General features: G+C 44.9%; 12 protein-coding genes and 1 pseudogene. 9 read left to right on the top strand and 4 right to left on the bottom strand.

Annotated features, from left to right (window positions below; translation table 11 throughout):
* Window positions 1-8 precede the first annotated feature (8 nt).
* A pseudogene (locus tag B9T20_RS10325) lies at window positions 9-107 on the bottom strand (pyrimidine dimer DNA glycosylase/endonuclease V); the annotation flags it as partial.
* 133 nt (window positions 108-240) lie between these two features.
* Between B9T20_RS10325 and B9T20_RS07170 the strand changes: the two are divergent.
* Complete coding sequence (locus B9T20_RS07170) at window positions 241-621, top strand: YgiW/YdeI family stress tolerance OB fold protein (protein ID WP_094490429.1); 381 nt, start codon at window positions 241-243, stop codon at window positions 619-621.
* Window positions 622-689: 68 nt separating this feature from the next.
* On the opposite strand, the gene xseA is transcribed toward B9T20_RS07170, so the two are convergent.
* Complete coding sequence (xseA, locus tag B9T20_RS07165; RefSeq protein ID WP_094490428.1) at window positions 690-1961, bottom strand: exodeoxyribonuclease VII large subunit; 1272 nt, start codon at window positions 1959-1961, stop codon at window positions 690-692.
* Entirely contained in the window at window positions 1958-2719 is a 762-nt protein-coding gene (mazG, locus tag B9T20_RS07160; RefSeq protein WP_094490427.1) for a nucleoside triphosphate pyrophosphohydrolase, read from the bottom strand. The genes xseA and mazG overlap by 4 nt, the downstream gene beginning before the upstream one ends.
* Before the next feature lie 115 nt (window positions 2720-2834).
* Here mazG and B9T20_RS07155 point away from each other — a divergent pair, with 115 nt between their 5' ends.
* Together B9T20_RS07155 and plsY are read left to right on the top strand one after the other, a co-directional pair.
* Complete coding sequence (locus B9T20_RS07155; RefSeq protein WP_094490426.1) at window positions 2835-4775, top strand: ATP-dependent DNA helicase; 1941 nt, start codon at window positions 2835-2837, stop codon at window positions 4773-4775.
* 25 nt (window positions 4776-4800) lie between these two features.
* On the top strand, window positions 4801-5421 hold the full coding sequence (gene plsY, locus B9T20_RS07150) for a glycerol-3-phosphate 1-O-acyltransferase PlsY (protein ID WP_094490425.1): 621 nt from the start codon (window positions 4801-4803) through the stop codon (window positions 5419-5421).
* On the opposite strand, the gene rpoN is transcribed toward plsY, so the two are convergent.
* Entirely contained in the window at window positions 5422-6879 is a 1458-nt protein-coding gene (rpoN, locus tag B9T20_RS07145) for an RNA polymerase factor sigma-54 (RefSeq protein ID WP_094490424.1), read from the bottom strand.
* 171 nt (window positions 6880-7050) lie between these two features.
* Here rpoN and B9T20_RS07140 point away from each other — a divergent pair, with 171 nt between their 5' ends.
* The 6 genes from B9T20_RS07140 to B9T20_RS07115 all read left to right on the top strand — a co-directional run bounded on the left by B9T20_RS07140 (window position 7051) and on the right by B9T20_RS07115 (window position 12719).
* Complete coding sequence (locus B9T20_RS07140) at window positions 7051-7731, top strand: response regulator transcription factor (RefSeq protein WP_094490423.1); 681 nt, start codon at window positions 7051-7053, stop codon at window positions 7729-7731.
* Window positions 7724-9115 carry an ATP-binding protein gene (locus tag B9T20_RS07135; RefSeq protein ID WP_094490422.1) on the top strand — a complete coding sequence of 464 codons (1392 nt, stop codon included), beginning with the start codon at window positions 7724-7726 and terminating at the stop codon, window positions 9113-9115. The genes B9T20_RS07140 and B9T20_RS07135 overlap by 8 nt, the downstream gene beginning before the upstream one ends.
* Before the next feature lie 76 nt (window positions 9116-9191).
* The gene (gene rluB / locus B9T20_RS07130; protein ID WP_094490421.1) at window positions 9192-10232 is read left to right on the top strand and encodes a 23S rRNA pseudouridine(2605) synthase RluB; all 1041 of its coding nucleotides are present in this window, start codon (window positions 9192-9194) and stop codon (window positions 10230-10232) included.
* On the top strand, window positions 10219-11169 hold the full coding sequence (locus B9T20_RS07125; protein ID WP_094490420.1) for an ABC transporter ATP-binding protein: 951 nt from the start codon (window positions 10219-10221) through the stop codon (window positions 11167-11169). The genes rluB and B9T20_RS07125 overlap by 14 nt, the downstream gene beginning before the upstream one ends.
* Complete coding sequence (locus B9T20_RS07120; RefSeq protein WP_094490419.1) at window positions 11162-11935, top strand: ABC transporter permease; 774 nt, start codon at window positions 11162-11164, stop codon at window positions 11933-11935. The genes B9T20_RS07125 and B9T20_RS07120 overlap by 8 nt, the downstream gene beginning before the upstream one ends.
* A gap of 31 nt (window positions 11936-11966) precedes the next feature.
* Window positions 11967-12719 carry a VacJ family lipoprotein gene (locus B9T20_RS07115; RefSeq protein WP_094490418.1) on the top strand — a complete coding sequence of 251 codons (753 nt, stop codon included), beginning with the start codon at window positions 11967-11969 and terminating at the stop codon, window positions 12717-12719.
* Window positions 12720-12721: the final 2 nt, after the last annotated feature.

Here is a 12721-nt window from a genome sequence, read left to right as displayed (position 1 = left end):
CCCAAGCGTTTAACAATGTCATTGGGGATTCTTGTCAATTCTCGATGTTCTGCCAATAAGTGCTGATCACACAACGTTTCTACATCTACCACATTGATTCTAGTCATGTCATTTCCTTTGATTGAGATGTCAAATATTGTAAACGAGGCGTAAAACTTATAAAACCCCGTAGGACTTCTTAAAACACAATGCTATAGTACATCCACTGAATCAATCTTAAGTTTCGATACGGAGTAAAGCATGAAGAAGATTGCGATCGTGACATTAATGGCCATGAGTGTCTCTGTTGCCAGTGCGCAATATTTTGGTCCCACAGATGGCGAGCCTACCCAAGGCGGATTCAATGGCCCTGCACTGAGCCAATCGATCACAACTGTGAAAGATGCAATGACGCTGCGTGATGATGCTTATGTGAAATTACGTGGCAAAATCGTCAAACACTCTCATAAAGATAAATACATCTTTAGCGATGATACAGGCAGCATCACTGTCGAAATTGACAAAGACAAATGGCGTGGCCTCACCATCAACGATAAAGATTTAGTGGAAATTGTCGGTGAAGTAGACAAAGACTGGAACTCAATTGAGATCGATGTCGACTACATCACCAAAGTACAATAACACCAACCTCACACTGTATGATCCTTGTCCGCACGACTTCCCCCGAATAAGTGCGGTTTTTTTTGTCTTTAATTTTTGGGCTCAATGGCTTTCACTTCTGAATGGATCTCACCATTGACTAAACGCGTCACCAAGCGATCCCCAACGGCCACATCATTGACATCTTCAATAGCACGCCCTTTCACTTCCGTGATGGAGTAACCACGCCCTAACACTTTCAATGGACTTAAGTTATCCAATACGCGCGCATTTTTTTGCAAACGCATTTGCAATGCTTTTAATTGATCATCCATGTTTTTTGTCAAGCGCTGATCTAATCGCGACAAAGCGGCCAAATGATCTTTAAATGGCTGCCAGATGAGCTGTGCATTTAAACGCTGACTCAAATGCATGAGCTGTGTGCGTTTTTCTGTGATCTGACGCATCGGATGAAGATAATTCAGACGCATTTGCAAGGTATCCACCGCTTTATGGGTTTGCGCCAATTGATTGGCCATATTGCGTTCTAACCGGTGCATTAAATGATCTAACTGCTGCACCACTTCCATTTTAGAGATGGCGGAAAATTTCGCAGCCGCCGTTGGCGTCGGTGCACGCACATCTGCCACATAATCCACCAAGGTTGTGTCCACTTCATGGCCAACGCCGCTGATGATGGGAATGCGGGAGGCAAAGGCAGCTCTGACCACAATTTCTTCATTAAAGCACCACAAATCCTCGATGCTGCCACCGCCTCGCACCACCAACAACACATCACACAGATTGTCACGGTTTGCGCGTTCAATGGCTGCGGCAATTTTTGGAGCGGCCAAATCACCTTGCACCAAGGTTGGATAAAGCACATAGGGAATGTCTGGGCGATGCTCTTTTAAAACTTTGAGCACATCTTGCAATGCTGCTGCACTTTCAGACGTGACAATCCCTATGACTTTCGGATGCTGCGGCACGCTTTTTTTATGTTTTGCATCAAACAAACCTTCTGCCAACAAACGCATTTTTAATGCATCATAAGCGGCGGCTAAATCTCCTTGCCCAGCCAATGTGATGCGATTGGCCACCAATTGATATTCACCGCGCGGCACATACACGGTTACCTTGCCATGAATCTCAAGCGCCGCGCCATTGTTGATCAAATGACCAAAAATCCCTGCTTGCGATCGCCAAATGACGCAGCGAATCATGCCGCCATCATCTTTGAGATTAAAATAAATGTGCCCCGATTGCGCACGAGTGACATTCGACACTTCGCCGCTCACCAAGCATTGAAAAAAACCGCTTTCTAATTGCTGCTTAATCTGCTGATTGAGGACAGAAACCGTTACACTTTCTAATGCCATCATTGATGTTCCTGCTTGGAGGCTTCCCACAAGGCATCCATTTCGTCCAATGATGCCGCTACCATCGGTTTATCTAAATGCTGCTCAATGTAAGCAAAGCGTTGTTTAAACTTATGGTTTGTGGTGGCAATCGCCGTTTCAGGATCGATGCCCGCATGACGCGCTAAATTGACCACAGCAAAGAGCAGATCGCCAATCTCTTTTTCTAAGCGCACAGGATCATGATTCGCCAGCTCTTCTTTCACTTCATCAAGTTCTTCTTCAATTTTAGCCACAATGGGCGCGGCATCATCCCAATCAAACCCCACGGTGGCCGCCTTTGCCTGTAAATGGCACGCAACCGTTAAACCAGATAAAGAGGCTTTGACATCATCTAACAAACTGACAGATTCTGCCCGTTCTAATTTTTCAGCTTGCTTGATTGCCTGCCATGCTGCCTTTTGTGCGGCTTCATCTTCATACCTCACGCCTGCAAAAACATGCGGATGGCGACGAATCATTTTTTCGTTGATGCCATTGACCACATCATGAAAATCAAATTGCCCGGCTTCTTTGGCAATCTCGCTGTGCAGCGCAATTTGCAGCAACAAATCCCCCAATTCGCCCTTTAAGGCATCGGGATCATTCGCTATGATGGCTTCCACCACTTCTGCGCTCTCTTCATTGAGATAGCGAATCAAGGTTTTATGTGTTTGGGCGCGATCCCAAGGACAGCCATCTGGCGCACGCAAGGCTGCAATCGTTTTTAAAAATTCATTCATCGTCCATATCCTTATGCATTTGCCCATTATACGTCATCGGTACAAATATTGATGCTCGAAATTCTTGGGAAAGTTCGTATAATGAATCTTTCTTTGACAGTTGCAAGCGAACCGAATGACCGATATTGACGCAATATTTTCCGAGCACGGGCCCCTTGGCTCGAACCTTGATCACTACTCACCGCGCGCGGCACAAATCGAGATGGCCAAAGCGGTGCAACAGGCCATCGAAGAAGATGACACCGTGATCATTGAAGCCGGAACGGGCACTGGCAAAACCTTTGCCTATCTGATTCCTGCGTTATTGTCCGGTAAAAAAGTGATTGTCTCAACGGGCACAAAGCATCTACAAGATCAATTGTATGAAAAAGATTTGCCGCTATTAAAAAAACTCTTTAAACATGTGCCTGTACAAACCGCGCTGTTAAAAGGCCGCAGCAACTATTTGTGTTTATATCGCATCAAAACAATGCGTCAGCGCGGGCGATTTGAGAATAAAAAACAGCTTGAAGCGTTTTATGACATCGAGCGCTATGCCGGCCAAGATCCCATTGGCGATGTGACAAAAATCGAAAACTGCAATGATCATAGCCTGATCAGCCATGTCACTTCCACCAGCGAAAGTTGCCTGCATTCTGAATGCCCCGATTATGAAGAGTGTTTTGTGTTTAAAGCGCGTAAAAAAGCGATGGATGCGGATATCATTGTCATCAATCATCACCTTTTTTGTGCCGATCTTGCCCTAAAGCAAGAGGGCTTTGGTGAATTATTGCCAGAAGCTGACACCATCATCATCGATGAAGCCCATCAATTGGCTGAGATTGCCGGCGTCTTTTTCAGTGAACAAGTGGGTACGAAACCCTTTTTAGATTGGCTTGAGGATTTTAACCGCACAATCGCTGTGGAAGCCAATGACTTTTCTGCCCATGACACCTTAACCGATGCCATTCGTGAATCCATGATTGGGCTGCGTAAATCATTGCCAGAAGATTCACGCCGCTATGCTTTATCTGAATTTTATCAAGATCCAAAAATTGCCAAGCAGCTTGCCCACATCAGTGACCAACTGCTCGATTTAGTGGGCATCATTAAACCTTTACTCATCCGCTCAAAACCTTTGGCGCAAATGGTGGAGCGCGCAGAAGCCTTTCATGATGCATGGACGCGCATCGCCATCAATTCTCAAGAAAATCCCGATGATAATACCGTTGTGTGGCTGGAGACTTATGCCCATCATTTAACCATCGCTGCAACGCCTTTGGACATCTCTGAGATTTTCCAAAGAAACAGTGAAGGCTTAAAAGCTGGCTGGGTATTCACATCCGCAACGCTGGCCGTCAATGGCAAATTTTCCTATTTCTGTGGGCCACTTGGTTTATCAGATCAAAACACCCTCTGTTTAAAGAGTCCATTTAATTATAAATACAATGCGCTCTTTTACCATCCGCCTGAACTGCCTGAGCCCAATCATCCCACGTACATTGAAAAATTCATTGATGCGATGCTGCCTGTACTGACCGCTGCCAGAGGGCGCACTTTTATGCTCTTTACCAGTTACCGAGCCCTCAATGAAGCGGCGAAATTACTGAAGAATTTGGTCAGTTATCCCCTTTTCATCCAAGGCGATGCCCCAAAAATCACGTTGATTGACCAATTTAGAGCCTCCGGCAATGGCATTTTACTTGGCACCACAAGCTTTTGGGAAGGTGTGGATGTGCGCGGTGAGGCGCTCTCTTGCGTCATCATTGAAAAACTCCCCTTTTCTTCCCCGGGCGACCCGATTGAGCAAGCAAAAATTGACCTCATCAATAAAAAAGGGCTCAATGCCTTTATGACGTATCAATTGCCAAAATCCATCATCACTTTAAAACAAGGCGTTGGCCGCCTCATTCGTGACACACAGGATTATGGCTTATTGGTGATTGCCGATCCGCGTCTTGTGACCAAAAACTATGGCCAACAATTTTTAAACAGCCTGCCTGAAATGGCAAAAACGCAAAAAATTGAGCGCGTGGCGAAGTTTTTTGAATACGTTGATAAAAAACGCTTAGAATAAGCAAAATTTCATTAAAGGTTTCGATATGTCCTCTGTCACACTCATGATCACTTATCCATTTGTCATCATTTTATCTTATTTAATTGGCTCGCTCTCAGCTGCCATCATTACGTGCCGCGCGATGGGATTGCCTGATCCACGCACAACGGGTTCAAACAATCCGGGCGCCACAAACGTCATGCGCATTGGTGGGAAAAAAGCAGCCATCATCACATTGATTGGCGATGCCCTCAAAGGCTTCATTCCTGTCTGTTTGGTGGGCCTATTGTTTCCAAATGATTCAACGTTGATGGCTTGTAGCGCATTGGCAGCCTTTTTGGGTCATCTGTTTCCCATCTTTTTTGAATTTAAAGGCGGCAAAGGTGTGGCAACCGCGTTAGGTTGCATCATTGCATTGAGTCCATGGGTGGCTTTATGCGCCTTTGGCACCTGGATTGTGGTGTTTTTATCCACGCGCATCTCTTCTTTATCTGCTTTAACGGCCGCGATCTTTGCACCGATCTATTTATGGTTGTTTGATGCGTCTTTATATGTGGTGCTTGCTGTTGTGGTGATGGATGTTTTACTCATCATCCGCCACAAAGCGAACATCGAGCGCATTTTAAAAGGCGAAGAGAAAAAAATGAGCTTCGGCCAAAAAAAATAATCACACCAATTGTTTGCGCTCTGTGGAACTCTTGATGCCCAATACATCACGATATTTTGCCACAGTGCGCCGAGAAATATCATGCCCGCGAGCGGCCAAAAGGGTTTGTAACTTTTGATCACTCAAGGGCTTTTGTTTATTCTCGCCATCAATCAACTCTTGTAAAATGGCGCGAATGGCAACCGCTGAGGCATCATCATCGGTTACTTGATTGGAAAAGAAGAAGTTCAATGGATAAGTGCCGCGCGAACAAATGAGATATTTACCGGCAACTGCGCGTGAAATGGTGGATTCATTGAGCGACACCGCCTCTGCGATGGTTTGCATTTTAAGGGCCTTCATAGCGCGTTCGCCCTGCAAGAAAAAGTCAGCTTGCACCGTCACAATCGCTTTGGCAACTTTAAGCAGCGTGTCAAACCGATCCTCTAAACTCTTTAAAAAAAAACGCGCCTGTGTCAATTGACCACGCAATAAATCACGTTGGGCAATTTTAGCTTGCTGCGCTAAACGAGCATATTGCCGATTGATTCTTAACTTTGGCAGCACCTCATCATTTAAAGTCACCGTCAGCTCGCCCTGCTTTTGTGTCACGATGATATCCGGCAAGACAGTTTCAATGGCTTCTGTGCGATACGCAGCAGCAGGATAAGGATTCAACCCTTTAAATCCCTCAAGCATCGTGATCACATCGGCTTCTGTGCAATCATACGTACGAGCAATGCGCTTTAAATCATGCTGCAATAACCATTTTGAGTGATAGCGCAAAACATCAATCGCCATCTCAGCCCATGTCGGCGCGGGGTGCAAATGGCGAATTTGCGCAATCAAGGATTCTTCTAAAGATTGCGCGCCAATACCGGGCGGATCACATTGCTGCAGATGATGAAGCATCACTTGTAAATCTTCAACGCTCACATCCAATTCTGGGCGCGCTTCCTGCACTTCTTCTAGCAGATGCTCAAGCGGCTCTGTGCAATAACCGTTATCATCTAACGCATCAATCAACACAAGACCCAACCAGCGGTCAGTATCTGACAATGGCAACAGTGACAATTGTTGCCACAAATGCTCTGCTAAAGGCATTTCATAGGCATCATGATCAAACGTTTCCCCAACCTCATGCAACATCGATGTGTGCGTTTCATATTCTGCCCATTCATCAATCATTTCTGTGGGAATGAGCTGATCTAACTCAATCGAGTGATGCATGCTAGATTCGTTGATTAAATTATTTTGCTCATTTTTTACGCCAAGATGACCTTGTACGAGGGCGGCATCACTCATGGCAGCCTCTGAATTAACATCTTGTTCTAGCATCATATTTTCGGCCAAAAACGCCTCTACTTCATGCGCTAATTCTAATTGAGAGCATTGTAAAATTTTCAAAGCATTCTGCATTGACTGTGTCAATACAATGGCTTGCGTCTGTTTTTGTACTATACTAGAGCGGATTTTCATATCTATCAAAGCTTATCATAAAACGTTTTTTATCGATTGAATCTGTCAACATGATGCGAATTTAGGTACAGCTCCCCTAGATATTATTGTATAGTGAAGTGTTAATAAATACTTTATATTATCCTTGCTTATACTTTTGTTTAACCTTTTTGTGATTTATAGGATTGCAGTGTGAATAATAAAAAATTATTACTCGTCGACGATGATATAGACTTTTCTGAGCTTTTATCCACTTACCTATCCGGTGAAGGTTTAGAAGTTGTTGTGGCCAACGATGGCTTTGATGCTCTCGCAATTGCACAAACTTCATCTTTCGATGTTTGCTTACTCGACGTGATGATGCCAAATTTAGATGGCATTGAAACGCTCAAGCAATTACGCCAAAGCTATCCGAACTTACCTGTGATTATGCTCACCGCTAAATCTGAACCGATTGACCGCATTTTAGGTTTAGAGTTAGGCGCGGATGATTACATCTCAAAACCACCTGAACCCCGTGAATTGCTTGCACGTATCAAAGCAATTTTGCGCCGCGCTCAGCAAAATACCACCCAAGGCGTCGAAAGCTTTGAGAAGGAAAAAATTCATTGGGACAAACAAAAGCGCATTTTCTACATCAATCAGCAACCGATTGATTTAACAGGCATCGAGTATGAAATCCTCGTGGTTCTGGCAGAAAATCCAGGCGCTGTGGTGCCTAAAGACACCATCTCTATGCAGGCGATGCACAAAAAATTGCCACCGTTTAACCGCAGTTTAGATGTGCACATTTCAAACATTCGTAAAAAAATCATTGAACACGATGTGGAAATTAAAAGTGTTCGCGGTCGAGGCTATCAGTTAAGTGTTTAAGCAGAAATTTTCGGGCTTTAAGGAGTTTTATAAAAGCTTCTTATTCAGAGCATGGTTATCTGTGGTGCTGGTTTACAGCATCATCGTACTGAGCGTGCAGCTCGCCTACATTTACATCTCTGATCAATACAATGATGAGTGGAAAACCATTTATCATCAAGAGGTCATCCCTGTACTCTCTGAGCTCGTGATTGCGGGCAATTATGGCACCGATGGCAATCCTGTGTATCGTGTAGAGGCGCTGGCGAAAAAGTATGATCAATACATTTCCCTGCACCTTTTGGGCCCGATTACGCCTGACAAAAACATTTTAACCACCCATACAGAGCTGTTTCAGATGAGTTCCATCAAACAGAATCAGCTCTTTTATTTCACCGACCAAAATGACAATCTCTATTTGATTGAAGTGAAAAATCCAAGCCATTCTATGCTTTACTTTGGCCTCTCATTTGAAGGCTTTGTGATCCGTGGCATTCCGATCTTTTTCTTCATCCTCTTTTTCACCTTCTTTTGGGCGCGCCGATTTTTACTGCCTGTGGCTGAAATGATCCGCGCTTCCCAACAAGTAGGTAAAGGCAATCTGCAACAAATTGCGCCAGAAAGCATTCAAATTGCCACCCCAGAAATTCGTGAGTTGTGCCAGAACTTTAACATCATGGTGCAAAATCTCTCTAAATTACAAAAATCCCAGCAAGAGATGATCTCAGACATTGCCCATGAGCTCAGATCACCCCTTGCCCGCCAAAAATTGGCCATCAACTTACTCAAAGAGCGCCAATTTCATAAATACGATTACAAAGATCTGCTCGATCGCATCGAAAATGAGGGCTCGCGCCTCAATGAATTGATCGATGAGATCCTCAACTATTTGCGCCCATTGCAAAATCATCAACTCTCTCTCATTGATACTGGCGAAGAGGTGTATTTAACGGCGATGCTTGAATCGTTGATTGATGATGCCGCCTTTGAATTCTCTAAACAAAATAAAGGCATCGATTTTGACCTTGATTTTGACAATCACATGGTGGTGCGAGGCGACTTTTTAAAATTAGAGCGTGCCATTGAGAACATCATTCGCAATGCCCTCTTTCACACCAAGCCTTACACCAAAATCATGGTGACATTAAAACTTGATCACACCACGCGTGAAGCGATTATTGAGGTCAAAGATCACGGCAATGGCGTGCCTGAAGAGCACATTCCATTTTTAACCAAACCTTTTTATCGTGTAGACAGCGCCCGCAATAAAAAAGATGGCGGTTATGGCTTAGGGCTCACCATTACCAATGAGATCATCAAGCATCACAATGGCTCGATCTCCTTTGAAAATGGCGCCGTAGATGGATTGATTGTCACCATTCGCTTACCGCTTGTTGAAGATTAAAATAAATGCAATAGGCTTTAGACAGTTTTTTCGGTAGAATATAGACCTTTTTCTATCACATTTTATCGGAAGAACTATGAGCGAACGTTTACAAAAAGTATTGGCAAATCTTGGTTTAGGCTCACGCCGCACCATGGAGGATTGGATTCGCGAAGGGCGAATCAGCGTCAATGGTAAAGTGGCCGCCCTTGGCACCACCGTCGATGGTTCAGAGAAGATCCTTGTGGATGGTCAGCCGATAAAATTGGATGATTCCCCATTCGTGCGCCGCATTATTGCCTACAATAAACCTGTGGGCGAAGTGACGACGCGCAATGATCCTGATGGCCGCCGCACTGTTTTTGACAGCTTGCCACCCATCAAAAATGGCCGTTGGATTTCCATTGGCCGCTTAGACATCAACACGCAAGGCTTATTGCTCCTCACCAATGATGGTGAATTGGCCAACAAAATGATGCATCCTTCGAGTGAAATCGAACGTGAATACGCCGTTCGTGTACTTGGCACCTTAACAGAAGAGATGGTGACAAACATGAAAAATGGAGTGGAATTTGAAGATGGCCTCTCTAAATTCGATGACATTCTCTACTCAGGCGGTGAAGGCGCGAACATTTGGTATCACGTTATTTTAAAAGGCGGTAAAAACCGCGAAGTGCGCCGCTTATGGGAATCTCAAGGCTTGACCGTTTCTCGCTTGATTCGTGTGCGCTATGGCAGCTTTACGCTACCAAAATCATTGCGTTCTGGTCACTCCATTGATTTAGAGATCGAGGATACCAAAGCCTTATTAGAAGATGCCGGCATGCAATTTAGAATGGAAAACTTCTACGTTGCCCCTGACAATAAACGCGGTGCGTATCGTGCAAAACCCAACCGTAAATTTGCCCCAGATCGCCCAATGGGAGATCGCAAATCTCGCGGTGAGCGAACCGATCGTTCAGAACGCACAGACAGAAGTGAGCGCGCACCGCGCACTGAACGCAACGAGCGTTCATCACGCCCATCTTTTGGGGATACAAAGCGCTTTGATGGCGCCAAACGCAGCGATGGCAGCCGCCCAGCGCGCCCTGCTCGCACTTCAGGTAAATCAAACAATCGTAGATATGACAGAGATTAATGCAAAGCAACCGGCCCTTGCCATTCGCGGATTGGCCAAAACCTATCACAATGGCAAAGTGGCATTAAAAGGCATCAATTTGACCGTGGCACAAGGCGACTTTTTCGCCTTGCTTGGCCCAAATGGTGCCGGTAAATCCACCACCATCAGCATCATTACAGGTTTATTAGATGCCACAAATGGTCAGGTGGAAATTTTTGGCCATGATCATAAAAAAGAGATGCGTGCGGCTAAATCCTTAGTGGGTTTAGTGCCACAAGAGTTTAACTTCAATCAGTTTGAACTGTGTGAGGACATCCTCGTCAATCAAGCCGGTTACTTTGGCGTACCCCGCAAAATTGCCAAAGAACGCGCGGCCAAATATCTCAAATTGTTGAATCTTTCCGATAAAGCCCGCGTAATGGCCCGCAATTTATCCGGCGGCATGAAGCGCCGCTTATTGATTGCGCGTGCATTGATGCATGAGCCAAAGCTCTTGATTTTAGATGAACCCACTGCAGGCGTTGACATTGAGATTCGCCGCCAAACCTGGGAACTGCTTCAAGAGATCAATACAACGGGCACCACCATCATTTTAACGACGCATTATCTAGAAGAGGCGGAGTTACTCTGTAAAAACATCGCCATCATCAGCCATGGTGAAATCATTGAGCATTGCTCGATGGATCATCTGTTGCGCCAACTTCAATCCGAAGCCTTTGTGTTGAGTTTAAGCGCACCTTTAACCGAAGCGCCACAAGCGGCTGAAGGTATTGCCTTTCGCCTCATCAATGAGATGACGTTAGAAGCGGAAATTGCCAAGCCTCACACCATCAGCGAAGTGTTCAAAACCTTAAATGCACAAAACATCCAAGTGGAAACACTGCGCAACCGCGCCAATCGCTTAGAAGAACTTTTCATCAAACTGACGGGAAACCATGAGGACAGCCATGAATAAACATGTCAATTGGATTGCCTTCCAAACCATTCTCATCAAAGAGATTTTACGCTTTGTGCGCATTTGGCCACAAACCTTATTGCCCCCTGCCATCACAACGGCTTTGTATTTTGTGATTTTTGGCAAAATCATTGGTGGCAAAATTGGTGATATGGGCGGCTTTAGTTACATTGAATACATTGCGCCGGGCTTAATCATGCTCACTGTCATCAATAACAGCTATGCCAATGTCGTCTCCTCCTTCTTTGGGGCAAAATTCCAACATTATGTGGAAGAGCTGCAAGTCTCGCCGGTCTCTAATTTACTCATCATTTCAGGTTATGTGGCGGGCGGCATCGCGCGCGGCGTATTTGTGGGCGTCATTGTGACGATTGTCACTCTATTTTTCACGCCCATCTCCATCCAGCACTTTGTATTGACGATCACGGTCTTTTTATTGACCTCTGCCGTTTTTGCATTAGCGGGCTTTATCAATGCAGTGTTTGCAAACTCTTTTGATGACATCTCCATTGTGCCAACGTTCGTGCTCACGCCTTTGACCTATTTAGGTGGCATCTTCTATTCAGTGACATTGTTGCCACCATTTTGGGAAAAACTCTCCTACTTCAATCCGATTTTATACATGGTCAATGGTTTTCGTTACAGCATGCTTGGCATCTCTGACATTCACATTGGTTGGACATTAGGCTTATTGAGCCTGTTATTGGTGGTATTGTTTGCAGCGGCGAATCATTTAATGAATCGCGGGACTGGGTTAAAATACTAAAAATTTCTAAATACATTCTTTTGAGCATCCCATGAATAAATTAACAACGCTTCTTCTTGGCACTTTGATCCTCGCAGGTTGTGCGGGCAGCAATCCTGCCGACCCCTATGAAAGCTATAACCGAAAAGTGTATGCATTTAACACCACTGTTGATGAAGTTTTATTAAAACCTGTGGCCACCGGTTACCGTGCCATTACGCCAGGTTTAATGCGCGAAGGCGTGTCTAACGCTTTTAGTAACATCACAGAGCCTCGCAATGTGGTCAATAATCTTTTACAAGGCAAACCTGTGGCTGCACTTGAATCCATGCACCGCTTTGTCTTTAACAGCACCTTTGGGCTTGCAGGACTCATTGACCTGACCAATACCTTTAAATTGCCAGAGTATCAACAAGCTGATTTTGGGATGACGCTTGCCTATTATGGTTGGAAAGACACGAACTATTTCCTTTTGCCATTCTTGCCACCGCGCACCATGCGTGATCAAGTGGGCTTTGGCGTGGATGTATTTGCCACCAATCCAAACGGCTACTTGATTGACTTTAAAACAGAATTGGCGCTTGCGGCCGTCGATGTCGTCAATGCACGTTCTGAATTGTTATCGGCCGACAACATCTCTAAAAAAATCTCACTGGATAACTATACATTCCAGCGTGAAGCCGTTTTGCAATACCGCAACAATCAATTGCGTAAAGCGGGCATCGACATTCCTGAAAAATCCTATGACGATGATGACGACGATTTTTCCATCGCAGACATCGCCCGTCAAAACGCTGAGCAATAATC

The sequence above is a fragment of the Wohlfahrtiimonas sp. G9077 genome, from assembly GCF_002252155.1.
Lineage (GTDB): Bacteria > Pseudomonadota > Gammaproteobacteria > Cardiobacteriales > Wohlfahrtiimonadaceae > Wohlfahrtiimonas.
Note: the sequence above shows the minus strand (reverse complement) of the source record. Positions and strands in the feature narration are given on the sequence as shown.